The sequence below is a fragment of the Streptomyces sp. CB02366 genome (assembly GCF_001905905.1).
Lineage (GTDB): Bacteria > Actinomycetota > Actinomycetes > Streptomycetales > Streptomycetaceae > Streptomyces.
The window spans coordinates 50,032-73,460 of the sequence record NZ_LIVT01000008.1 but is presented as its reverse complement, the minus strand read 5'-3'; the positions used below and the strand labels follow the sequence as shown (position 1 = coordinate 73,460).

21 protein-coding genes, 3 pseudogenes and 1 riboswitch are annotated in these 23,429 nt (G+C 73.1%); of the genes and pseudogenes, 17 read left to right on the top strand and 7 right to left on the bottom strand.

Annotated features, from left to right (window positions below; genetic code table 11):
• Nucleotides 1-387 precede the first annotated feature (387 nt).
• Nucleotides 388-630 (top strand): annotated as a pseudogene (locus AMK24_RS32715) (helix-turn-helix domain-containing protein); the annotation flags it as partial.
• A 105-nt stretch (nt 631-735) separates the two neighbouring features.
• On the opposite strand, the pseudogene AMK24_RS22505 reads toward AMK24_RS32715, so the two are convergent.
• Nucleotides 736-1,842, bottom strand: a pseudogene (locus AMK24_RS22505) (PP2C family protein-serine/threonine phosphatase); the annotation flags it as partial.
• On the opposite strand from AMK24_RS22505, the pseudogene AMK24_RS22500 reads away from it, so the two are divergent.
• From AMK24_RS22500 to AMK24_RS34290, 5 genes and pseudogenes are all read left to right on the top strand, one after another.
• Nucleotides 1,808-2,227 (top strand): annotated as a pseudogene (locus AMK24_RS22500) (transposase); the annotation flags it as partial. The pseudogenes AMK24_RS22505 and AMK24_RS22500 sit on opposite strands and share 35 nt — an antisense overlap.
• A 117-nt stretch (nt 2,228-2,344) precedes the next feature.
• On the top strand, nt 2,345-2,539 hold the full coding sequence (locus AMK24_RS22495; RefSeq protein ID WP_073770646.1) for a hypothetical protein: 195 nt from the start codon (nt 2,345-2,347) through the stop codon (nt 2,537-2,539).
• Between the two features lie 68 nt (nt 2,540-2,607).
• Nucleotides 2,608-3,348, top strand: a complete 741-nt coding sequence (locus AMK24_RS22490; RefSeq protein ID WP_073770794.1) for a hypothetical protein — start codon at nt 2,608-2,610, stop codon at nt 3,346-3,348.
• 205 nt (nt 3,349-3,553) lie between these two features.
• A complete protein-coding gene (locus AMK24_RS22485; RefSeq protein WP_073770645.1) occupies nt 3,554-3,943 on the top strand; it encodes a hypothetical protein in 390 nt (129 codons plus the stop codon).
• A gap of 75 nt (nt 3,944-4,018) precedes the next feature.
• Nucleotides 4,019-4,189 (top strand): hypothetical protein, encoded by a 171-nt coding sequence (locus AMK24_RS34290; protein ID WP_199876481.1) that lies wholly within the window; start codon nt 4,019-4,021, stop codon nt 4,187-4,189.
• Between the two features lie 82 nt (nt 4,190-4,271).
• Here the strand turns inward: AMK24_RS34290 and AMK24_RS22480 are convergent, their stop codons facing one another.
• Both AMK24_RS22480 and AMK24_RS22475 read right to left on the bottom strand, forming a co-directional pair.
• Nucleotides 4,272-4,943, bottom strand: coding sequence for an endonuclease (locus AMK24_RS22480; RefSeq protein WP_073770644.1), 672 nt, complete (start codon nt 4,941-4,943; stop codon nt 4,272-4,274).
• The gene (locus AMK24_RS22475; RefSeq protein ID WP_073770643.1) at nt 4,940-5,122 is read right to left on the bottom strand and encodes a DUF6480 family protein; all 183 of its coding nucleotides are present in this window, start codon (nt 5,120-5,122) and stop codon (nt 4,940-4,942) included. Before AMK24_RS22475 ends, AMK24_RS22480 begins: the two co-directional genes overlap by 4 nt.
• Before the next feature lie 125 nt (nt 5,123-5,247).
• Between AMK24_RS22475 and AMK24_RS22470 the strand changes: the two genes are divergently transcribed.
• Nucleotides 5,248-6,444, top strand: coding sequence for an FUSC family protein (locus AMK24_RS22470; RefSeq protein WP_073770642.1), 1,197 nt, complete (start codon nt 5,248-5,250; stop codon nt 6,442-6,444).
• Nucleotides 6,445-6,584: 140 nt separating this feature from the next.
• Nucleotides 6,585-6,776, top strand: a complete 192-nt coding sequence (locus AMK24_RS22465) for a DUF6381 family protein (protein ID WP_073770641.1) — start codon at nt 6,585-6,587, stop codon at nt 6,774-6,776.
• A 167-nt stretch (nt 6,777-6,943) separates the two neighbouring features.
• Here the strand turns inward: AMK24_RS22465 and AMK24_RS22460 are convergent, their stop codons facing one another.
• Entirely contained in the window at nt 6,944-8,473 is a 1,530-nt protein-coding gene (locus tag AMK24_RS22460; protein WP_073770640.1) for a helix-turn-helix domain-containing protein, read from the bottom strand.
• Between the two features lie 281 nt (nt 8,474-8,754).
• On the opposite strand from AMK24_RS22460, the gene AMK24_RS22455 reads away from it, so the two are divergent.
• Entirely contained in the window at nt 8,755-9,372 is a 618-nt protein-coding gene (locus tag AMK24_RS22455) for a hypothetical protein (RefSeq protein ID WP_073770639.1), read from the top strand.
• Between the two features lie 168 nt (nt 9,373-9,540).
• A complete protein-coding gene (locus AMK24_RS22450; RefSeq protein ID WP_073770793.1) occupies nt 9,541-12,075 on the top strand; it encodes a SpoIIE family protein phosphatase in 2,535 nt (844 codons plus the stop codon).
• Nucleotides 12,076-12,085: 10 nt separating this feature from the next.
• On the opposite strand, the gene AMK24_RS22445 is transcribed toward AMK24_RS22450, so the two are convergent.
• The gene (locus tag AMK24_RS22445; protein ID WP_073770638.1) at nt 12,086-13,477 is read right to left on the bottom strand and encodes an FAD-dependent oxidoreductase; all 1,392 of its coding nucleotides are present in this window, start codon (nt 13,475-13,477) and stop codon (nt 12,086-12,088) included.
• 482 nt (nt 13,478-13,959) lie between these two features.
• A riboswitch (cyclic di-AMP (ydaO/yuaA leader) is annotated at nt 13,960-14,118 on the top strand.
• Between the two features lie 2 nt (nt 14,119-14,120).
• On the opposite strand from AMK24_RS22445, the gene AMK24_RS22440 reads away from it, so the two are divergent.
• Nucleotides 14,121-14,954 carry a transglycosylase SLT domain-containing protein gene (locus AMK24_RS22440; RefSeq protein WP_073770637.1) on the top strand — a complete coding sequence of 278 codons (834 nt, stop codon included), beginning with the start codon at nt 14,121-14,123 and terminating at the stop codon, nt 14,952-14,954.
• 275 nt (nt 14,955-15,229) lie between these two features.
• Here the strand turns inward: AMK24_RS22440 and AMK24_RS22435 are convergent, their stop codons facing one another.
• Complete coding sequence (locus tag AMK24_RS22435; RefSeq protein WP_073770636.1) at nt 15,230-16,153, bottom strand: UbiA family prenyltransferase; 924 nt, start codon at nt 16,151-16,153, stop codon at nt 15,230-15,232.
• 118 nt (nt 16,154-16,271) lie between these two features.
• Between AMK24_RS22435 and AMK24_RS22430 the strand changes: the two genes are divergently transcribed.
• The 6 genes from AMK24_RS22430 to AMK24_RS22405 all read left to right on the top strand — a co-directional run bounded on the left by AMK24_RS22430 (nt 16,272) and on the right by AMK24_RS22405 (nt 21,603).
• A complete protein-coding gene (locus AMK24_RS22430; protein WP_073770635.1) occupies nt 16,272-17,324 on the top strand; it encodes a type III polyketide synthase in 1,053 nt (350 codons plus the stop codon).
• 84 nt (nt 17,325-17,408) lie between these two features.
• Nucleotides 17,409-17,936 (top strand): isoprenylcysteine carboxyl methyltransferase family protein, encoded by a 528-nt coding sequence (locus AMK24_RS22425; protein ID WP_073770634.1) that lies wholly within the window; start codon nt 17,409-17,411, stop codon nt 17,934-17,936.
• On the top strand, nt 17,933-18,949 hold the full coding sequence (locus AMK24_RS22420) for an NAD(P)/FAD-dependent oxidoreductase (RefSeq protein WP_073770633.1): 1,017 nt from the start codon (nt 17,933-17,935) through the stop codon (nt 18,947-18,949). The genes AMK24_RS22425 and AMK24_RS22420 overlap by 4 nt, the downstream gene beginning before the upstream one ends.
• Before the next feature lie 126 nt (nt 18,950-19,075).
• A complete protein-coding gene (locus AMK24_RS22415; RefSeq protein WP_073770632.1) occupies nt 19,076-20,638 on the top strand; it encodes an MFS transporter in 1,563 nt (520 codons plus the stop codon).
• 95 nt (nt 20,639-20,733) lie between these two features.
• Nucleotides 20,734-21,132: a DUF6221 family protein gene (locus AMK24_RS22410; protein ID WP_073770631.1), complete on the top strand. Its 399-nt coding sequence runs from the start codon at nt 20,734-20,736 to the stop codon at nt 21,130-21,132.
• A 267-nt stretch (nt 21,133-21,399) separates the two neighbouring features.
• A complete protein-coding gene (locus tag AMK24_RS22405; RefSeq protein WP_030188562.1) occupies nt 21,400-21,603 on the top strand; it encodes a cold-shock protein in 204 nt (67 codons plus the stop codon).
• Between the two features lie 78 nt (nt 21,604-21,681).
• Here the strand turns inward: AMK24_RS22405 and AMK24_RS22400 are convergent, their stop codons facing one another.
• Nucleotides 21,682-23,226: an MFS transporter gene (locus tag AMK24_RS22400; RefSeq protein ID WP_073770630.1), complete on the bottom strand. Its 1,545-nt coding sequence runs from the start codon at nt 23,224-23,226 to the stop codon at nt 21,682-21,684.
• Nucleotides 23,227-23,429 lie beyond the last annotated feature (203 nt).

Genomic DNA, 23,429 nt, shown 5'->3' with positions numbered 1-23,429 from the left:
GACCGCGTCAGTGCGATACGGGTCCGACAGCAAGGTGGACGCTACCTTTCCCGTACCACCCGGTTAAGCCTGCTATCGGCCAGATCGAGAACGGCTAGCACGAGCGGCTTGCTGGCTGAAGCCGCCGTCTTGACGGTTCGGGAGTCTCCCCGTTCCTCAATCGGGTTTATCGAGGGAAAACCCGCCGACGGCGGAAGTTTTCACTGGCCACGTTCCTTCCCACAGGAAGACGATGCGTAAGTGAACCTCTTTCACCCTCAACAGTCGCAGGCCAGCAGTGAGCCTTTTCCCACCTGTTCATGAGGTGGGGCAGTTGGGCTGACAACGCGGCAAAGCCCCTGGCAGATGGGTTTCAACCAAGACAACCGGATCCACCAGAGGCTTCACGTGCTTGTCTACCCGTCGGGCGTCGACGTGGCCAGCTCCGTCCTCCGTTTCCTTACACAGCAGTTGTGGCACCAACGCCGCGCGATCGGCTTCCGGTGGCGACGCCTGAGGGTCGGCCGCAAGGCCCTGCTCACCCTCACCCATCTGCGGATGGGACACGCCTATATCGAGCTTGCCGCCGGGTTCGGCATCGGCACCACGACGGCTTACCGCTACGTCACCGAAGCGGTCGAATTTATGGCCGTCTGGTTCCGGCGCAGGAGGCATCCGCTGAGGACCTCGGTATGGCATGTCTTCCACCGGCAGCGCGGAGTGTGTACTGGCCAGTTCGATCAGGACGGCCATTCCTTCGTCGATCGAGTGGGCGGGGTGCTCGATCAGGCCGTCGGTGAAGAAGACGACCGTGGCTCCCGCCGGCAGCCTGATGTGGTGGTCCGGGCGCAGGAGCGCCGGGTCGACGGTCAGCGGGACGCCCGGCTCGCCCGGCAGGTAATCGGCCTGTCCGTCGGGCATGATCACCAGAGGTGGGAGGTGGCCGGTGGAGCACCAGTGCAGGTTCCATTCCTTCTCGCCCGGCTCGATGCGGGCCAGCAGTGCGGTGGCTGTCCGGGAGTCGTAGCCGGCCTCCAACGTGGCATCGAGCTGTCGCAGGACGTTACTGGGCGGCGTTCGGCGGTCGTAGAACAGAGCACGCAGCATGTTACGGATCTGCGCCATGGCGGCGGCTGCCGAGAGGTCGTGGCCGCAGACATCGCCGATGACGATGCCCAGCGCGCCATCCGGCAGCCGCATTGCGTCGTACCAGTCGCCTCCCAGACGGTTGGGTTCGGCGGCGGGGCGGTAGACGGTGGCGGCGGAGTAGGGGCTGAGATCGGGCAGGGTCGGCAGCAACAGGCGCTGGAAGTTCTCGGCGCTGCCGCGGACCTGCTCGAAGAGGTGGGCGCTCTCGATGGCGATGCCGGCGGCGTTGGCCAGCGCGACCAGGACCTCCTGGTCGCCGTGTTCGAAAGGTCGGCCGTCGAGGTGCTCGGAAACGTAGAGATCGCCGTAGATCTCTCCGCGGACGCTGATGGCGACACCGAGGAGCGACCGCATGCTCGGGTGGCCTGGCGGGTAGCCGACCGAGGCCGGATGAGCGGAGACGTCCCCGAGCAGCAGCGGTTCGGGGTTCTGGATGAGAAGGCCCAGGACGCCTTCGCCGTGCGGGAAGTCGATGCCGGCCAGGGCCTCGTACTCCTCCTTGCTCAGCCCAACGGTGATGAACTCCTTGAGGCGCTCGCCCGTGTCGTCCAGTACTCCGAGCGCGCCGTAGCGGGCAGCGCACAGGTGTATGGCGGTGGTGACGATACGCCGGAGCACCTCACTCAGCTCCAGCTCGCCGGAGATGGCCAGCACCGCGTCGAGCAGACCCTGAAGCCGGTCCTTGAACGACTCCACCGTCTTCGACACGGTCATGGACGAGCTGAGAGTGCCCCGGACCGGTGCCGGGCAGCCCCGCCGCAGGCCCGACGCGGTCATCGCGGGCAAGGCGTACTCCTCCCGCGCGATCCGCCGGACCCTGCGCAGGCGGGGCGTCCCGACCGTGATCCCGGAACGGGCCGACCAGAAGGCCAACCGTCTGCGGCGGTCGAAGACCGGCGGCAGACCGCCCGCCTTCGACCGCGACCTCTACAAGGCCCCCAACGCAGTCGAACGCTGCTTCAACCGCCTCAAGCAGTTCCGCGCGATCGCCACCCGCTTCGAGGAACTCGCCGCCCGCTACAAGGCCGCAGTCCACCTCGCCGCACTCCTCCTCCGGCTCCGCGAACCCACCCAAGATCCCTTGTCGGACAAGTCCTAACGCGCCACCTGCCGGGAGTACCCGTTCGGCGGACACGCCAGTGCGCCGAACGGCCGCCCCGCTGCGCCACACTGGCCGCCGAAAGCCGCAAATCCGGCGCGGCGGAGGAGGTTGGCCATGGCCATTTCGATCTCACTGGTGCTGCTTCTGACGATCCTGGCGGTGATCTTCCTGCGCAACGGCGGGCTGAAGCCCTCGCACGCGCTGGTCTGCGCCCTGCTGGGCTTCCTCATGGCCAGTACGAGCATGGCCCCGACCATCCACGACGGCATCGGCGCCACCGCCGACCTGGTCAGCAGCCTGCACCCCTGAGGGTTCCGGCGGCCGGACCCGGGCGGGGGCCGGCCGCGCCCGCACCGGGCATCCCGCACAATGGGCAGATGTCTTTCCCGTCACCCGGTCGGCACTCGGGCGCCGCCCACCACGAGTACTGCAACACGGCCCTGTGTTGCCGGTGCCAGACGCGGACCTGGACGACCAAGGCGGGCGACGAACGCCTCTGCGGACCGTGCGCCGCCTGCTGCCACGCCTGCGGCCGGGCGCCCGCGCCCCATCTGGACGGACTCGACGGCGGCCTCTGCGCCGAGTGCCGCGGCCTGTGCGGCCGCTGCCACGCCCCGAAGCGCCCCGACGGCTCCTGCGCCTGCGACCGCTGGCGGGAGAACGCCCGCGGCAACCCGCGCGGCTACGTCCTCCAGGCCCTGCCGCCCCAGCTCCTCCAAGCCCTGGGCGGCCGGGTGCCGAGCACCGTCCACGACCTCATCCACCAGGAGATCGCCGTCCGCAGCGCCGCCCAGCTGCGCGAGCGCGTCGAACGCCGCTGGAACCTGCGCTGGTCCCACGCGCTGGGCGAGCTGGACGAGGACGGCCGCCGCCGGTGGAGCGCCCAGGACATCGCCGCGCAGCTCCTGCGGCCCGGCTCCTGCACCGATCCGCAGTGCGAGGACGGTTACCACATCACGACCGACACCCCGTGCGCCCACTGCCGACAGCCGCTGCACCGCTTCGTCACCTCGGTCGCCGACCGCACGGCGACCACGGAACACGCCCGCTCGGCGGCGGCGGGAATCCGCCGGGCGATGCGGGAGAACCGCTCCCGCCCGAAGCGCCCGCCGCGCTGAGCGGACCCGCCCCGGGCCACGGCGAGCGCCGTGGCGGCGTGACGGCCGCCGCCACGGGTCGGCAGCGCGACGGCTCCGCCCGTTCTCCCGCGCGCTTCACCGCCCGCGCGACCAGAAGGGCCGTCCCCCCGGGACCCCGCCCCCCCGGCTGCGACAACCGGGGCACGTCCACGCGAGGGGAGGCTGCGACCGGCCCCCACCGCCTATGCTCGCGCCCATGGAGCAACGGGAAGTCGTGAAGCGCGTGATCGGCATCCTCACAGAGGCGCGCGAAATGCAGCGTCTGCTGGAGGCGGACCTCGAACGGGAAGACCTGGACACGGGAGCGGGCGCCGTCACCGCCCTGCTCAACGAGACGATGCCCCACATCGCCATCCCCGACGACTTCACCGTCGAGGAGGTGGTCGCCGTCGTCGGACGCGAGGTCGGCGGCGCGGTCGAGCAGTTGGTGAGCGCCTTCACCCTCGCGTTCACGATGCTGGCCCAGGTCCACGACTCCGGGCAGACCGACGTGTCGTCGGCCGACGTCCTCCAGGACCTCGCCCTCCAGGTCGAGGGCGGCGGCACGGACGAGGGCGAGAGCCCGCTGATGTAGGCTCCCGCGTCCCGCCGCGCGGACAGGCATAGTGGAGGGGAAAGCGCGTGTCCCCCTCGCGGCATGGAGGCAGCAGTGGGAAAGAGCACCGACATAGCCCGCGCCAAGGCGCGGAGGCTCAGAGGCATGATCAAGGAATCGGACGGCATCGCCCTCGAGGACGAGCGGCTGAAGGCCGAGGGCAGGAAGGAACAGGCCGAGGCCCGCCGCGCCGAGGCCCGGGCCCGCGCGGGCGCCGGCCGCTGAGCGGGGAGGGGCCGGGGGCGCCCGCGCCGCCCGCACGGCACGGGTGCCCCCGTACGTCCCGGGCCCCCGGCCGCCGCGGCGTTCACTTCCGGGTTCGCGCGGCCTCCCGGACCGCCTCGGCGCTCTCCTTGTCGAGGGCCGCCCTGACCAGCGCCGCGGCGAACACCGCCGGATCCCTGCCCCGGGCCACCTCGGCCAGCCCGGCGGCGGAGGCCGGCAACCCGACCCGCTCGGCCCCCTGAAGGCCCTTGGCTCCGACGTGGAACCCGGTCTCCGGCCACAGCCCCTGCACTTCGCGTACGAAGATGTCGGCCCCCGCCGGTCCGATTCCCGGAACCCGCTGGAGGCCCGCCCGCAACGCCTCCCCGTCGCCGTCCGCCTCCGCGCGCAGCCGGCGCAGATCGCCCTTCCAGGCGTCGAGGACCAGCTCCGCGCCCTCCCCGAGCTGGGTGGAGGTCCGCTCGTCGTAGCGGCGGTAGCCGCCCTCGCCCAACGCGTCCACGCGCTGCTGCCAGGTGGCGTCGGCCATCCGGCGCGGCGTGCCCATCCCGCGGTCGAACAGCGCCCGCGCGGCCGCCACCGCGACCGGGGCGCGGATGCGGGCGCTCAGCAGATGGCTCAGCACCAGGAGGCGGTACAGGGGCTGCGGGGTGTCGCGCATCCGGATGCCCGCCTCCGCCGCATACGTCTGCCCGCACTCCTCCAGCAGCGCGTCGGCGGTCCGGCGCGCCGCTGCGGAGGCCCCGGCGCTCATCCGAAGCCGAAGACGCGGGCGAGGAAGAACCCGGCGACCACGAGCGCTCCGAACAGGATCAGCCCGGTCCAGACGCCGGGGTGCTCCCAGAGCCCTCCGTCCGGGCGTTCCTCGTGCGCCTCACCGATGGAGCCTTCGGCGGGCGGTGTCTCACCTGGGGGGTTCAGCAGAACAGCCATGCCTCCAGGGTCTCTCCGACCGTGCCCTCGCGCACCCTCTCGTGTTCCGCCCGGCGGCCAGGGCCGTACGGCGGAGCCGGGGCGGGGGGAGTGCTGCGCGAGAGGATTCGGGGCACGGTCAAGGAATGTCCCGAGTCTCCGCACCCGTCGTCAAACTGGTACAGCGCACCACCGAACCCGTCGGCGTGCAGACGCTGCGCTCGACTGCGGCCGCCGTCATCGCCTACTCCGTCGCGGTCTGGTTCCTGCCCGAACCCGCCCCGCTGACCGCTCCCCTCACCGCGCTCCTGGTCGTCCAGGTGACCCTCTACGCGACGCTCACCACCGGTATCCGCCGGGTGAACTCGGTGGTCGTCGGCGTCCTCATCGCCATCGGCTTCAGCTCCCTGGTGGGGCTGAGCTGGTGGAGTCTGGGCCTGACCATCTTCACCGCGCTGATGATCGGACGACTGGTACGGGTCAACGAGTTCGTGCCGGAGGTGGCGATCAGCGCGATGCTCGTCCTCGGCGTCTCCCAGGTCGCGGACACCGCCTGGGACCGGGTGTGGGAGACGCTGATCGGGGCCGGCGTCGGGCTCCTGTTCAACCTGCTGCTCGCCCCGCCCGTCTGGGTCGGCTCGGCCGGAGCCTCCATCGAATCGCTGGCCGCCCGGATGGGCGCGATGCTGCGCGGCATGGGCGAGGAGGTGGTGGGGCACAGCCCCGTCTCCCGGGCCGCCGCCCGGCTCCACGAGGCCCGCAGGCTCGACCACGACATCGTGGAGGTCGACGCCTCCCTGCGCCAGGCGGAGGAAAGTCTCACCTTCAACCCCAGGGTGAGACATGGCCTGCTGCACCGGGTCGTCCTGCGGACGGGGCTGGACACGCTGGAGATCTGCGCCGTCGTCCTGCGCGTCCTGTCCCGCACCCTCACCGACCTGGCGAAGGCCCGTACCGAGGAGGCGCTGTTCCCGTCCGACGTGACGGAACTGCTCCAGGAACTCTTCGGCCACCTCGCGGAGGCGATCGAGAGTTTCTCCGTCCTGGTGACGACCCAGCTCGCCGCCGACGCCGACGCGGCGGAGGAACGTCTCTCCGAGGCGCTCGCCCGCAGCCGCGCCACCCGCGACCTGGTGGCCGATCTGCTGCTGGAGGACGTCCAGGAGCACCCGCGCCAGTGGCAGCTGCACGGCTCCCTGCTCGCCGAGATCGACCGGATCCTGGACGAACTCGACATCGAGGAGCGCACCAAGCGTCTCGGCGAGGAGCTGGACCGCCGCTCGGCGGAGGCGCACGCCCGCCACCCCCGGCTGCGCGCGCTGATGAGCCGGCTGGGCCGGTAACCCGCCTGAACGGGCGTGCGACCGGGGCCGGAGCCCGCGCCCGGCGGCGCGGGACCGTCCGTGCCCGGCCGCGCGACATGCGGAAGCGGCCGGGCGCTGGTTCGCTGGGGGCAGAGGTTCCCTGCGTCCAAGGAGTGGTGATGAGCGGTTCGGACGAACCGGCCGACCTGGCCCGGCAGATGCGTGAGAAGGCCCGGCAGCTGGCGGAGGCGGCGGAGCGCGCGAGCGACCCGCACGAACGCGAGCGGCTGGAGAAGAAGTCCCGGACGATCCGGGACCGGAGCGAACAGCAGAGCGCGATGGAGGCCGGGGACGTCTACCCCGAAAAGTAGGCAGGGGCCGGAAGCGGGGCCGTGAACCGGCGAGTGGTCCCGCCGACGGGGCCCGGACCGGGTGCGCTCCGTACCCGGGAGGGGCCCGTCCCGCCTTCGCCGCCTCTGCCCGCTCCCTTCGAGGACGCCACCGCAGCCGGGCCGCCTCCGTGCGGCGGCCCGACGCTTCAGGACCCGGCCTCCGCGGTCACCCAGCGGCGGGCGGTCGTGTCGTAGTCGAACACGGGCCGCCCCCGCACCCCTCCCGTACGGAACGGCCGCCCGCCGTCGTCGACGCGCACGGTGCCGGACCGGCCGCCGCTGCTCCAGCCCAGCTCCGCGAACCAGTCGCAGTCGCAGCCGACCGTACGGCCGGTGATCAGGAAGACCTCGGGCTCGGTGACCGACACGCGGTACGGGAAGGCCACGGCCGCGACGGGCTCGCCGGAATCGTTGCCGGCGACCGGGCGGGCGGCGGGGCGGGGGGCGTCGAGATCCACGTCGAACATCCTCGGGGTGAGGGATCCGCCGCAGCCGGAGCTCATGCGGTAGACCCGGCCCCCGGCCACCGGGCGGCGCTCGACGACCCGGATGCGCAGGGACTCCAGCACCACGGCCCGCTCGTCCCGGCCCTGCACGGTGATCCGGACCCCCGTCTCGCCCGCGTGCACCGCGCCGAGCGCAGCCGCCCAGGGGGCCGCGTCGGCCTCCGCCGGGGGCGGCGGCACGGCGGCGGGGGCCCGGTCGACGCGGTAGGCGTGGTCGCAGCCGTTCTTCCAGACGTGGTCGTCGCCGGTCCAGGTGAACGGCGTCCGGCCCGGCGCCGGGCCGGACGCCGGGCCCTCGGCGGGCCCGGACCCGCCCTCCTCGCGGGCGCCGGTGCCGGGCAGTACGGGCGAAGCCGTGCCACCGCCGGACGGCGTCCCGCTCGGGGACGCGCTCGGCGCGGCTCGCGGCGTCGCGGGGGCGGAGGAGCCCGAAGGGGAGGGCGCCGGGGCGCCCACCGGCGGCGGGCCCGGCCGGCGGGCCGGGGACCGCCCCCCGTCCGGTCCGGAGGGCGCCGTTCCGCCCAGGGCCGCGACCAGGGCGAGGACGAGGGAGGCCGCGGCGAGACCGCCGAGCACCTGCCCGTACCGACGCACTCGTCGGGGCCGGGAACCGGGCGCCGGGGAAAGTCCGCCGCCCTCCGGTACGGCCGTCTCCGCCTCCCCGGAGGAGGGGCCGGGGCGGGCCGTCCCTCCGCCGGACGGCCCGAGCCCTTCGCCGGGGGGCCCGGGAGCGGCGGCCGCCGCGACCCCGTCCGCAGCCGCCCCGGGGCGGCCCCCGTCCCGCACCGGGGCGGACGTGTCCTCGCCGGCCTCCTGAGCCGCAGGGACCGCCGCGGGTTCGGGGCCGCCCCCGGCGCCCGGCGGCCCGTCGGCGGTCCCGCCCGCCGCTTCCCCCGCCCCCTGCCGGTCCGCCCGCTCCCCGTCCGCCAGGAGCCACAGACGGTGCAGCGTCTGCCGGTCGGCGGCCGACGCGCCGCACAGCCGGGCCAGCCGCTCCACCGGGGCGAACTCGGCGGGGACCGTCCGCCCCGTGCAGTACCGGTGCAGCGACGAGCCGCTGACTCCGATCCGTCGGGCCAGCGACGCGTACGTCCGGCCCGACCCCTCCCGCAGCGCGTTCAACCGCGCCGCCAGCACCGCCCGTGCCGTCCCCCCGGCGTCGCCCACCACCCGCTCGACCTCCCCCGCGCCGTTCCAGGGCGTTCCAGCCCTTCGGGAACACCCACGTCACCGGGGTCGGGACGGTTCCAGCCCGGCGGGAAGCCGTGTCGTGCTTGTCCGGATCAGGGGCGGCGGCCCAGGCTGGGCCCGTTCCCGTACCGCCTGACGCAACGCCGCCGTACGGCCCCGAGCGGGCTCCGTACGCCTCGTTCCGGGCCGTACGGCCGACCCGATGAACCACCGTCCGACCGCGCCATTCGACGCACCGTCCGAAACGGGGAAACCTCACCATGCGCACCTTCCGTACCGCCCTTCTGACCGCTGCGGCGGCCGGCCTCGCCGTCACCGCCCTGGCCCCGACGCCCGCCGCGGCGGCGCCGGCCCCGGCTCCCGTCCTCCCGAAGTTCCTGGCCGCGGGCGAACTGCCCGCCTCCCTCACCCCCTGGACGGCCGGTCCGGTACGCCAGGGTGTGCCGCAGGAAGGCTCGCTGTGCACCGCCGGGATCGCTCCGGCGGCCGGCGCCCGGTACCGCGACTTCCGCACCGAACTGGACACACAGGCCCGCCAGGCCATCACGGTCGCCACCACGACCGCGCGGGCCGAGAAGCTCGCCGCCGATCTGCGCGCCGCCCTGGAGACCTGCCTCGACCGGCTGAAGGAGCAGGACCCCGGCCTGGAGGGAGAGGCGTTCCACCACGGCGGAATCGACATCGAGGAGGGGGCGCACCTCTACAGCATCGACACCTCCCACCCGGAGGCCGGCTCCACCGACATCGGGCTGTACTCCGTGGGCCGCGACGGCCGGACGGTCACCGTCGTCGAGTGGGGGCAGATGGGCGAACTGGACGGCGCTCCGCTGGAGGGGTTCAGGAAGACCACGCGCACCGCTGTGGCCAAGCTGTACTGACCCCGCCGGGGCCCGTGAGCGCGACCGGCCGCCGGGGGGCGGCCGGTCGCCGAAGGTGCGTGGCGCCACCGGCCGGAGCATCCTGACTGTGTGACCCGGCACGATACGACCCGGCGTCCCCCGCCCGCCGGACGCGGGACCGCGACCGGGGCGGAGGACGTCGGCCGGGTGCCGGACGAACTGTCCCTCGTCCTGGCGCAGTCCCTCGTCGGCGCGGTCGAGTCCAGCGGCGGTTTCGCGGGCGGGGTCTACCTGCGCAGCGGTACACCGGGGCTCCTGCGGCTCGCGGTGCTGGCCGGACTGCCGGGCCCGCTGTTCCGTCCCTGGTGGCGGATGCACGTGAACCGGCCCTTCCCGGTCTCCGAGGCGTACCGCACGGGACGGCCCGTGCTGCTGTCCGACGCCGAGGAGGCGATGCGCCGGTTCCCGCAGCTCATGGCCGGGCTGCCGTTCCCGTTCGGTTCGCTGTGGGCGCCGATCACCGGGCGCCGGGGGAGCGTGGGCGTCCTGGTGGTCCTGCGGACCTCCACGCCCGGGCAGCCGGTCGCCCCGGCGGACGGCGACCGGCTGCACCGGCTCGGCCGACGGCTCGGCGACGCGCTCAGCGGCCTGGAGCGGCAGGGCGTCGCGTGCGTGTGGGAGGGGGAGCCGGCCCCTGTGCAACTGCCGGCGGCCACCGCGCCCCCCGTACGGGTCGGCCGCTTCGACTGGGACCTGCGCTCGGGACGGGTCTCCGCCGACGACGAGCTCTGCGCGATCCTCGGCTTCGAACCCGCCGCTTTCCCCGGCACCGTCGACGCGCTCGCCGAACGGCTTGTGCCGGAGGACGTGTACGGACTGTGGGCCCTGGCCCGACAGACGGCGGAGTCGGCCGAACCGGTGGTGCGCCGGATGCGGCTGCGCGGTCCCGACGGCCGGTCCCACCTGCTGGAGCTCTCCGGCCGGTGGGCCCGCCCGGGCGGCGACTCGCCCGCCGGCCGCCTGACCGGCTTCCTGGTCGATCTCGGCTCGGGCCCCGTCGTGCCGGAGGCCGCCGACCGGCTGCCCCGGGGCATCCTCTCCCTGGACCGGCTGGGCCGGATCACGTACGCCAACGCCCTCGCCGAGGACCTCCTCGGCCACCCCCGTACGGAACTGGTGGGCCGACCGGTGTGGCAGGCCCTGCCGTGGTTCGGGCACGAGGCGTACGAGGACCATTACCGGGCCGCCCTGATCGCCGACGAGCCCGTGCACTTCCTCGCCCGCCGCCCGCCCTCGCGCTGGCTGTCGGTCTCGCTGTACCCGGCCCACGACGGGGTGAGCGTCGTGCTCAAGGACACCGACCGCCCCGCCTACACCCCCGGTTCCCTCACCGCACCGGGGCTGGGCATCGGATCGACCGCCGACCGCTCCTCCGCCCTGTACCGCCCGGTGGCCCTCGCCATCGCGCTGACCGAGGCGGTCACGGCCCGCCAGGTCTCGGAGGTGGTCACCGAGGAGCTGCTGCCGGCGTTCGGCGGCCGTCAGATCGCCATCTACCTGTTGAACGAGCGCCATCTGCACCTGGCCTGGGAGACCGGTTTCCCCAAGGGGTTCCTCGACCGCTTCGACGGGGTCGGGCTCGACGTCCGCATCCCCGGAGTGGAGACCCTGACCACGGGCCGCCCGATCTTCTTCGAGTCGATGCAGCGCCTGGCCGAGGCGTATCCGGGCATCCCGATCGACGCGGACGTCGGGGCGCGGGCGTTCCTGCCGCTGATCGCCTCGGGACGGCCCGTCGGCTCCTGCATCCTCGGCTTCGACCGGCCGCGCGGCTTCAGCCCGGAGGAGCGTACGGTTCTCACCGCCCTGGCCGGACTCATCGCGCAGGCCCTGCAGCGCGCCCAGCGCTACGACAGCGAGGCGGCGCTCGCCCGCGGCCTCCAGGACGCCCTGCTGCCGCACCGGCTGCCGGAGGTGGACGGGGTCGACACCCTGGGGCGCTACCTGTCCGGCACGCAGGGCATGGACGTGGGAGGCGACTGGTACGACGTCATCGAGACCGGCCGCGAACTCGCCCTGATCATCGGCGACGTCCAGGGACACGGGGTCGCCGCGGCCGCGACCATGGGGCAACTCCGCAGCGCGGTAAGGGCGTTCGCGCTCAACAACCACGACCCCCACGAGGTGGTCAGCGGCACCAACCGGTTGCTCATCGATCTCGACCCCGGGCAGTTCGCGAGCTGCTGCTACATCGCCCTCGACCCGGCGACCGGGGTGGCCCGGGCCGTACGGGCGGGGCATCCGCAGCCGGTGCTGCGGCACCCCGAAGGCCGGACGGAGGTGCTGGACCTGCCCGGCGGCATCGTCCTCGGGATCGACGGGGACGCGTCCTACCCGGTCACGGAGATGCGGCTGGAACCCGGAGCGATGCTGGCCCTGTTCACGGACGGGCTGATCGAGCGCCCGGGGACGGACATCGACGAGGGCATCGAGCGGCTGCGCGCCACCGTCGAGCGCATCGGGGCGGCCCCGCTGGCCGACCGGGCGGACCAGGTCATCGGGGAGGCCAGGGCCGCCACCGACCGCCCGGACGACATCGCGCTGCTGCTCGCCGCCCGCTGGGCCGGGACCGGGCGGACCCGGCGGCCCCCCACGGCGGGGGCGGCCTGGCCCGACCTGTGGCGCACGTTCAGGAGGCCGGACCCGGGGAGCACGGAGGCCGCCCCGGGCCCGGCCTCCTGAGGCCGGTCGGTCAGGCGTCGGCGGGACGCTCGGCCGGGACGAAGGCGCCGGAGGCGTCCAGCATGCCCTCGCGCTCCACGACCTTGATCCGCTCACGGCCCTGGGCCGCGCCGAGCGCCTGCTCGTGCGCGTCCAGCCGGTGCCAGCCCTCCCAGGTCGTGTAGCGCACGCCGCGGCCCTCCAGGAACGCCTCGACGGCCTCCGGGGCGGGCGCGGCGGGCTCGGCCAGACGGCCGGCTGCACGGTCCTCCAGGAGGCAGGCGACCGTCTCGTTGGCGTCGCCCTTGGTGTGGCCGATCAGACCGATCGGCCCGCGCTTGATCCAGCCGGTGACGTAGACCGAGGTCATGTGCTCGCCCCCGGAGACGACGCGTCCCGCCTCGTGCGGGACGGTGCCGGAAGCCACGTCGAACGGGAGCTTGGGCAGCTCCTCCGAGTAGTAGCCGACCGCCCGGTAGACGCTCTGGACGTCCCAGTCGGTGAACCGGCCGGTGCCCCGGACGTTGCCGGTGCCGTCCAGTTCGGTGCGCTCGGTGCGCAGCGCCACGACCCGGCCGTCCTCGCCGAGGATCTCCACGGGGGACTCGAAGAAGTGCAGGAACAGCTTGTGCGGGCGGTCGCTGGCGTCGCGGATGGCCCAGTTCTCCAGGGTCTGCGCGACCATGTTGGCCTGCTTGTTCTCCCGGCGGGTGGCGATGGAGCCCTCGTCGTACTCGATGTCCTCGGGGTTGACGATGACCTCGATGTTGGGGGAGTGGTCCAGCTCCCGCAGTTCCATCGGGCTGAACTTGGCCTGGGCCGGGCCGCGCCGCCCGAACACGTGCACCTCCAGCGCCTTGTTCTGCTTGAGGCCCTGGTACACGTTGTCCGGGATCTCGGTGGGCAGCAGCTCGTCCGCCGTCTTGGCCAGAACGCGCGCCACGTCGAGCGCCACGTTGCCGACGCCGAGGACGGCGACCTTCTCCGCGGTGAGGGGCCAGGTGCGCGGCACCTCGGGGTGGCCGTCGTACCAGGAGACGAACTCGGCCGCGCCGTAGGAGCCGTCCAGCTCGATGCCGGGGATGTCGAGCGACCGGTCGGCCTCGGCGCCCGTGGAGAAGATCACCGCGTCGTAGAACGAGCGCAGGTCGTCCAGGCCGATGTCGTTCGGGTAGTCGACGTTGCCGAAGAGACGGATCTGCGGCTTGTCCAGCACCTGGTGCAGAGCCTTGACGATGCCCTTGATGCGGGGGTGGTCGGGGGCCACGCCGTAGCGGATCAGGCCGAAGGGCGCGGGCATCCGCTCGAAGAGGTCGATCGAGACCCCCGGGTCCTGGCAGACCTCGGATTTGAGCAGCGCGTCCGCAGCGTAGATACCGGCGGGGCCGGCTCCGACAATGGCGACGCGGACGGGGCGTGTCATGGGTGGTGATCCTTCGGGGCGGGCGAACGCGGGCAGGTACAGCGTACGGGGGAGGTAAGGGTTGGCTTACTAGTCTCCACCCCACACCGTAAGCGATCGGCTCGCCGACTGTTCGACCGCCCTCGCCTGGAGTGCCCGTTCAGCCCGTTTTGTCGTGACGGTATGGGTGATTTGGTTTGTTTGTGCTTTCTGATCCATAAAAGGCTTATCAAGCTCTGTGGGTTATTTGGTGAGTCACATTCTCGCCATCCATGTGAAGGAGTGGTGAGCGTCACGTCCGCGAGGGCGGACGCAGAAGCGGAATCATCGGTTCCCTTCCGTGCGGGGAAAGTTGACGGCGTGACGGCGCGGAGCGATCTCTGAATTCCGCCATTCGATCATGCGGAGAAAAGGGAATGCGGAATGCGGGACTTGTTCGCCCCGATGTTTCTCGCCTACGGTCACCGTCAATCCGGATGGAACGCCGAATCCTGCCGCCGTCCGGGAATCCGCAACCCACTCACGTACGGCAGGAGCGGGGGAACCAGGTAAGTCGCCGATCCGTGACCGGAACGGCTCGGGGTGAAGTCGCACGACTGTGCGGCCAGACATCTCCCGTCTGAACCCGACAGCTCACCTCGTAGGCGCCGGAGAGGAAAACCCCATGCCCGCACAGGGTAAGCACCGCCGTCCCCAGGTCGTCTCGCTGCGTCGCGGCCTCGCCGCCGTGACCGCCGGTGGAGCCGTTCTCGCCCTCCCGGTGATCGGCGCCACCAGCGCCTTCGCCGCTCCCGCGCCGTCCGCTCCGCAAGCGGCCGTAGCCCCCGCCGCTGTGTCCACGCAGGTGAATTCCGCCGCGCAGGCCGTGTCCTCCCAGCATTCCGTGAAGGCCGGCGAAACCCTTTCCAAGATCGCCCGCGAGCATTCCGTGAGCGGCGGTTGGGAGAAGCTGTACGAAGGCAACCGGAAGATCATCGGTGAGAATCCCGATCTCATTCAGCCGGGAATCAAGCTGACCCTCGGTGGCGCGTCCGCCAAGGCGGCGGACGGCACGGCCCCGAAGGATTCCGCCGCCGCTCGCGGCGGCTCCGCGGACCGCGCCGACCGCTCCGAGCGCGTCAACGCCGCGCCCGTGGCGAACACCGCCCCGGCCATCGGCGAGAAGGCGGTCGCGTACACGAACGACCTCGACGGCTGGATCCGGGAATCGCTCGCGATCATGGCCGAGCAGGGCATCCCCGGCACCTACGAGGGCATCCACCGCAACATCATGCGCGAGTCCTCGGGCAACCCGGCCGCGATCAACAACTGGGACTCCAACGCGGTCAAGGGCACCCCGTCCAAGGGGCTGCTCCAGGTCATCGACCCGACGTTCCAGGCGTACCACGTGCCCGGCACCTCGACCGACAGCTACGACCCGGTCGCCAACATCACGGCCGCGTGCAACTACGCGGCCGACCGGTACGGCTCGATCGACAACGTCTTCGGCGCCTACTGATCCTTCCGCGCCACAGCCCCGAGGGGCCCCGGACCGAAGGAACCCCCTTCGGTCCGGGGCCCCTCGGGCGTACCGGGAAGAGGCCCCGGGCAGTTCGTGACGCACCACGCGGCCGGCAGGAGAACCTCTTCCGCTCCGCCGGGGCGACGGGGGCCGCAGGGGCGACAGCACCCCGAAGGCGGCGAGAGCGAGAGCCCGGGCGTGGAGAGCGGCCCCGGCCCGCTGCTTCCCGGAGCCGCGCCCCCTCCGGATCCGGGTCCCGGCAGGCTTCCTGTTCAGATCTGGGCCGCACCCCGGGTCAGCAGCAGCACCACGTCCACCGCCGCCACGGCCACCGCCCCGCCCAGCGCGGCCTTGCGCCACCGCCCGCCGAACCCCGGACCCGCGATCGCCGTCGCCCCGGCCAGGGCGAGCGCCACCCCGTCCCCGGCGCCCACCGGTCCCGGCGGTCCGAACACCAGCACCGCCGTGGCGGCGAGGAGCGGCAGCGGCAGCAGCAGCCGGACCCTCGCGGCGCCCAGCCGATGGGGGAGCCCTCTGATTCCCGCGGCCTCGTCCGCCGCGATGTCCGGCAGGGTGTCGGCCAGGTGCGCGGCGAATCCGAGCAGGGCCCCCGCCGCCACCGTCCACCACCGGGGCCAGGGCTCCCCGGGGAGGGAGAGCGCCACGGCGGCGGGAAGCGCGCCGAACCCGATGACGTACGGGAGCCAGGACAGGGCGGTCCCCTTGAGCCGCAGGTTGTAGAGCCAGGCGGCCGCGACCGCGGCGAGGTGCACCGTACCCGCGAGGGCGCCGCACGCCAGCGACAGCGGTACGCACAGGGCGAACGCGCCCCCCGCCGCCGCCCACACGGCGCCCGGCCCCACCGTGCCGTCCGAGGCGGGCTTCCCCCGGCGTCCGGCCCGCGCGTCACGGCGGGCGTCGTGCGCGTCGTTGCACCAGCCCACCGAGAGCTGGCCGGTCAGCACCGCCGCCGTGACCAGGGCGGCACGGGGGCCGCCGAGGCCGGAGCCGAGGGCGAGGGCGCAGGCGAGGGCGGTCACCGCCAGTGCGGGCCCCGGGTGGCACGCCGCCGCCAGACCCGTGAGCCGGGTTCGCCGGCCCGCCCCGGCCGGGCCCGCGGCCCTCGTCGGCGGAGCGCCCGTGGCGGCTTCGGGCGTGGCGGGGCCGGCCGGGCTCACCCTGTCCGTGGCGTCCATCGGGCGATGGTAGAGGCCCTACGGCCCGTCAATGCGGCGACCTGGCGGGTCTTTTGCGTCGATTCATCACTCTTTGCGGGCAGGATGAGGGCATGACGCCACCGAAGCAGGAGGCAGGATGACCCGCATCGCCGCGGTCCACGGGGCCCTGCCGCCCCACCGTCACACCCAGTCGGAGATCACCGACATGGTGGCCCGCACCTGCCTGCCGCCCGGAGCGGACCGCCGCGTCCTGGACCGGCTCCACGCGAACGCCCGGGTCCGTACCCGGCACACCGTGCTGCCCCTGGACGGCTACCGCGGCCTCGACGGGTTCGGTTCCGCCAACGACGTGTTCATCCGGTCCGCCGTCGACCTGGGCGCCCGGGCCGTGCGCGGGGCGCTGCGGGCGGCCGGGCTGCGGCCCACCGATGTGGACCTGCTGATGTTCACCTCCGTCACCGGCATCGCCGCCCCCTCGGTGGACGCCCGGCTGGTGGCCCGCCTCGGCATGCGCTCCGACGTCAAACGGCTGCCCGTCTTCGGCCTCGGCTGCGTCGCCGGAGCCGCCGGGACGGCCCGGCTGCACGACTACCTCCTCGGCCGCCCCGACGAGGTGGCCGTCCTGCTCTCGGTCGAGCTGTGCTCCCTCACCTTCCAGCGGCACGACGCGTCGCCCGCCAACCTGGTGGCGACCGCCCTGTTCGGCGACGGCGCGGCGGCGTTGGTCGCCCTCGGCGGGCGCCGGGCCGTCGCCGGACCGGAGATCGTGGCCACCCGCAGCCGGATGTACCCGGACACCGAGCACGTCATGGGCTGGGACATCGGCGCCACCGGCTTCCGCGTCGTCCTCGATCCGGCCGTGCCCGACGTCGTGCGCCGGTATCTCGCCGACGACGTACGGGAGTTCCTCGACGAGCACGGCCTCAAACCGAAGGACGTGGCCCACTGGGTCTGCCACCCGGGCGGCCCCAGGGTGCTGGAGACGGTGACCGAGGTCCTCGACCTGCGGGAGGGAGCGCTCGACCTCACCTGGCGGTCGCTGGCCGGCACCGGCAACCTCTCCTCCTCCTCGGTCCTCCACGTCCTGCGGGACACCATCGAACAGCGCCGCCCGGAGCCGGGCACCCCCGGACTGCTGCTGGCCATGGGCCCGGGGTTCTGCTGCGAACTGGTTCTGCTGCGCTGGTAGTACGGCGCCCCGCGCCGAAACGTGCGCCCCGGACCCGTGCCCCGGCCCCGTCAGCGAAGACCCCGCCCCCGAACGGAAGCCCGTATGACCTGGTACACCCTCCTGGTGCTGGCCGTCGCCGCCGAGCGCCTCGCCGAACTCGTCGTGGCCCGCCGCAACACCCGCTGGAGCCTGGCCCGGGGTGGCGTCGAATCGGGGCGCGGGCACTACCCGGCGATGGTCGCGCTGCACACCGCGCTCCTCGTCGGCTGCCTGGCGGAGGCCCGGTTCGCGGAACGCCCCTTCCCGCCCGTGCTCGGCTGGGCGATGGCGGCCGTCGTCCTGGCCGCCCAGGGGCTGCGCTGGTGGTGCGTCCGCACCCTCGGCCCCCGCTGGAACACGCGGGTCATCGTGGTCCCCGGCCTGCCCAAGGCCGCCGGCGGCCCCTACCGGTGGCTGAACCACCCCAACTACGTCGCCGTCGCCGCCGAGGGGATCGCCCTGCCGCTGGTCCACGGCGCGTGGACGACCGCCCTCGTGTTCACCGCCCTGAACGCCGCGCTCATGGCCGTACGGATCCGGTGCGAGGACGGGGCGCTCGCGCGCCTCCCGGCCGTGGAGGCCCGGGCGTGATCGACGTCCTGGTCGCGGGCGGCGGACCCGCCGGACTGGCCGCCGCGATCCGGGCCGCGTCGGCGGGGCTGGAGGCCGTGGTGGTCGAACCCCGAGCCGCCCCCGTCGACAAGGCGTGCGGCGAGGGCATCATGCCCGGCGGCGTCGCGGCCCTGCGCGACCTCGGCGTGCGGGTCGGGGGCCGGGAACTGCGCGGTATCCGCTACACCGACGGACACCGCAGCGCGGAGGCGGCCTTCCGTGGCGCCCCCGGCGCGGGCGTGCGCCGCACCGACCTCCACGACGCCCTGCGCGAACGGGCCGCCGCCCTCGGTGTACGCGTCGTCCCCGCCAAGGTGCACGGGGTCCGGCAGGACGAGCGCTCCGTCACCGCCGCCGGGCTCACCGCACGCTGGCTCATCGCGGCCGACGGCCTCCACTCGCCGCTGCGCCGCACCCTGGGCCTCGACCGGCCCGCCCCCGGCCCCGGGCGCTACGGCCTGCGCCGCCACTACCCGATCGCCCCCTGGACCGACCACGTCGAGGTGCACTGGTCCCGGTACGGCGAGGCGTACGTGACCCCCGTCGGCGACCGCCTGGTGGGCGTGGCCGTGCTGAGCCGCGACCGCCGCCCCTACGACCAGCACCTGGCGGCCTTCCCGGCCCTCGCGGCCCGGCTCGCGGGCACGACCGGCGCCACCACCGTCCGGGGGGCCGGCCCGCTGCGCCAGCGGGCGCTCGACCGGCGGGCCGGCCGTGTCCTGCTGGTCGGTGACGCCGCGGGCTACGTGGACGCCCTGACCGGCGAGGGCGTCGCCCTCGCCGCGGCCACCGCGACGGCCGCGGTCGACTGCCTGACCGCCGGGCGGCCCGAGGACTACCCCCGCCGCTGGGCGCGGGTCACGCGGCGCCACCGGTGGCTCACCGCAGCCCTGCTCGGCGCGGCAGGGCGCCCGTCCTCGGGGCGGCTGATCGTCGCCGCGGCCCACCGGGCCCCCGCCGTGTTCCGCACCGCCGTGCACGCGCTCCAGTGAGACGAGAGGGGGTGCGGACGGCCGGTCGCCCGAATGGCGGGGGCTCCGGTTCCGGCTTACCGTCGATCGGGTGAGCGCCCGCGCGTACGCGGCGCACCGCCCTCGGCACGGAAGACGAACTCCACCATGACGGGCTCCCGCGCGACACCCCCGGCCACGGCGCACGACCGGCACCGCGGCGGACTGGCACTGCTGGTCATCGCCTCGTGCCAGCTGATGGTGGTGCTCGACGTCACCATCGTCAACATCGCGCTGCCGCACATGCAGAAGGACCTCGGGTTCTCCACCGAGAACCTGTCCTGGGTCGTCAACGCCTACACGCTGACCTTCGGCGGTCTGCTGCTGCTCGGCGGCCGGCTCGGCGACATCCTCGGCCGCCGCCGGGTCTTCGTCTTCGGCGTGCTCCTCTTCGTCTTCGCCTCCCTGCTCGGCGGACTCTCCCAGGAGGGCTGGCAGTTGCTGGCGGCCCGTTCCCTCCAGGGGGTGGGCGGCGCGATCGCCTCGCCCACCGCCCTGTCGCTGATCACCACGACCTTCCGCGAGGGCCCCGAACGCAACCGCGCCTTCGGGGTGTTCGCAGCCGTCTCGGCGGGCGGCAGCGCGATCGGGCTGCTCGCCGGCGGGGTGTTGGTGGAGTGGCTGGACTGGCGATGGGTCCTGTTCGTCAACATCCCCATCGGCCTGCTGATCGCCGTCGCGACCCCCCGCTACATCCCCGAGTCCGAACGCCGCCCCGGCCGCTTCGACATCAGCGGCGCGCTCACGTCGACGGCCGGCATGGTGCTGCTCGTCTACGGCTTCATCCGCGCCTCCGAGGAAGGCTGGACCGAGGCGCTGACCCTCGCCTCGTTCGCCGCCGCCGTGGTCCTCCTCGCCGGGTTCATCCTGGTCGAGCACGGTTCGAAGCAGCCCATCACGCCGCTGTGGATGTTCCGCGACCGCAACCGCGCCGGGTCGTACGCGATGATGCTCAGCCTCGCCGCGGCGATGTTCGGGATGTTCTTCTTCCTGACGCTCTTCGTGCAGAACGTCCTCGACTTCAGTCCGCTGCGGGCCGGACTCGCCTTCCTGCCGGTGAGCGCCGTCATCGCCGTCAGCGCGGGCCTGGCCTCCCGGCTGCTGCCCCGGTGGGGGCCGAAACCCTTCATGGTGGCGGGCGCGCTCCTGGCCGCCGTCGGGCTCGGCTGGCTGACGCTGACCGACGTCCACAGCTCCTACCTCGGCTCGATCCTCGGACCGATGCTCGTCTTCGGCTTCGGCATGGGCATGCAGTTCGTGTCGCTGACCCTGATGGCGGTCTCGGGTGTCGCCCCGAAGGAGGCCGGCGCCGCCTCCGGCGTCCTCAACGCCACCCAGCAGGTCGGCGGATCGCTGGGGCTCTCGATCCTGGTCACGACGTTCGGCACGGCCAGCCGGAACGAGGCGAGGGACCAGGTGCCGGAATTCCTCCGCGAGGGCACCCCCGCCCAGCGCCTGGAGTTCCGCAGGACCGGTGAACTGCCCGCGCCCTGGGGCGACCAGGTCCTCGCCTCGGGCGTCTCCAGCGCCTTCGTGGTCGCCGCCTGCTTCGCCGTGCTCGCCGCCCTGGTCGCCCTGTTCGTCATCCAGGTGCGCCCCGACGACCTGGCCCGCCTCCAGGGCGGCGCGGCGCCGCCCGCCGGGGAGAGAGCGGGGGACACGGTGGGGTGAACCGGATGCGGAGGTGGATCACGTCGCGCCGGTTCCACCAGAATGCTCCCCGTAGCGAGTGCAGCGATTCATCAGCGCAAGGGAGCGGCATCCACATGGGCGCCAACGCAGACATGGTGGCCTTCGTCCGGGCGCGGCTCGCCGACGAGGAACAGGTCGCCCTGGCCGCCGGCGGAGACCGATGGCGGTGCCCGGCCGACGTGCCGGGCGAGGTCCACGACCGCACCGGCGGCGTGGCGTTCACGGTGCGGGGCCGGGGCTTCGACCAGCACATCGCGCTCCAGAACCCCGCACGGACCCTGGAGCGCATCGAGACCAACCGGGTCATGCTCGGCGAGTACGTCGAGGTGGCCGACCTGGACACCGACCGCCCGGCCGAGGACTTCCGCTCCGGCCGCGCGGTGGGCCTGGGCTTCGCCGTACGCCAGCTGGCCGCCGAATACGCGGGCCACCCCGACTACCAGGCCCGCTGGCTGCCCCGGTTCATCCAGTAGGCGTGCGGGACGGCCCGCGCCCCGGGCGCCGTGAACGGAGTGTCGCCGAGGTGGTACGGGCCGGTGTCGGGGAGGGTGATCCACAGCAAAATGGCGTTGCTCTCTGGTGAGGAGTGATCTCGCGGTGTAGCGTCGCCGACAGATGTCGTGGTTCGCAGTACCTGCCCGCGCCTGGCGCGGGCGTTTTGCTGTGCAGTGCCTGAGAACCAGGGCGATCACCTCCGGGTCCGCACGGTGCGGATCCGTTTACTGCTGAGAGGTACAGGCATGGCCAGCGGAACCGTCAAGTGGTTCAACTCGGAAAAGGGCTTCGGCTTCATCGCGCAGGACGGCGGGGGTCCGGACGTCTTCGCGCACTACTCCAACATCAACGCCTCCGGCTTCCGTGAGCTCCAGGAAGGCCAGGCGGTGACCTTCGACATCACCCAGGGCCAGAAGGGCCCGCAGGCGGAGAACATCACCGCCGCCTGATCCGGGTGGACCGGCCCCGGGGCCCCGGAACGCACCATCGTTCCGGGGCCCCGGCGCGTCCCACGACGGAAGAGCGGGTCAGCGGGGCGGGCGCCCCCCGCCGGACGGGCCTTCGCCCCCGCCCCCGGCGCTCTCCCGGGGCCCCTCCGAGCCCTCCCCCCGCTCGCCTTCGGCCGCCACGGCCGACAGGGGAGTGGCGATGTCCTCCAGCGACCGCTGTTCGGCGGGCACCGCGAAGAAGACCGCCACCACGCCTGCCGCCACCATCAGCGCAGCCCCCACGCAGAAGGCGATGACGGCGTCGGAGACCACACCGCTCTCGGTCAGGCTCGCGAACAGCAGGGGGCCCGAGATGCCGCCCGCCGCGGTGCCGATGGCGTAGAAGAACGCGATCGACATGGCGCGCGTCTCCATCGGGAAGATCTCGCTGACCGTCAGATAGGCGGAACTCGCCCCGGCCGAGGCGAAGAAGAGCACCACGCACCAGCACAGCGTCATCGTCGTGGCGGTCAGCAGCCCCGCCCCGAACAGCCACGCCGTCGCGAACAGCAGCACCCCGGACAGGATGTACGTCCCCGCGATCATCGGACGGCGCCCCCAGGTGTCGAACAGACGACCGAGCAGGAGGGGGCCGAGGAAATTGCCGAAGGCGATGACGGCGAAGAAGTACCCCGTCGTCCCGCTGGAGACGTCGAAGAACTTCACCATGATGGACCCGAACCCGAAGGTGATGGCGTTGTAGAGGAACGCCTGCCCGATGAAGAGGGCGAAGCCGAGCGTGGCCCGCCGGGGATGGTCCCGAAAGACGCTCCGGCCGATCTCGATGAACCCGATGCTCCGGCGCTGCCGGATGGTGATCTCCGTCGCGGCCTCCGGGAGGGGCCGGCCCTTCTCCTCCTCGACCGTGCGCTCCACCTCGTCCACGAGGCGCTCCGCCGCTTCCCCCCGCCCGTGGATGAACATCCACCGGGGACTCTCCGGGACATGACGGCGTACGAGCAGGATGACCAGGCCGAGCACCACGCCGAGCGCGAACGTCAGCCGCCAGCCGATGTCCTTCGGGAAGAGGTCCGTGTTCAGGGCGAGGACCGACAGCAGGGCCCCGCCCATCGCCCCGAACCAGTAACTGCCGTTGATGATGAGGTCGACCCGGCCCCGGTACTTGCTCGGGATCAGCTCGTCGATGGCGGAGTTGATGGCCGCGTACTCCCCGCCGATGCCGAAACCGGTGAGGAAGCGGAAGAGGAAGAACCACCAGGGCGAGAAGGAGACCGCGGTCATGGCGGTGGCTCCGAGGTAGACGGCCAGCGTCACCAGGAACAGCTTCTTGCGGCCGTAGAGGTCGGTGAGACGGCCGAAGAACAGCGCCCCGGAGCAGGCTCCCGCCACGTACAGCGCCGCCGCGATACCGGTGACCTGGGCGTCCGTGATGTCCAGGCCGCTGCCGTCCTCGGACAGCCGGCTGGCGATGTTGCCCACCACGGTCACTTCCAGACCGTCGAGGATCCACACGGTCCCGAGGCCGACCACGATCATCCAGTGCCATCGCGACCAGGGAAGCCGGTCCAGCCGGGCGGGAACCCGGGTCGAGACCGTTCCCAGCACCGGTTCGTCTCTGCTCATGCGCACGCCTCCTCAGCCGCTGCGTCCCGGCCTCGCCGCCGGGGCGCGGCGCGGGTACCCCGAGATGAAACCCGACAAACGGCGGCCGGGCGGCAGGCCGCGCGGGGGGAGGGCCGCTCGTGTCCTCCGTCGCGCACGATTCGATTGGCGGGCCGCGGGACGGGTACGCGGTCACCCTCGAACCGAACGCTTCGGGAAGCCCC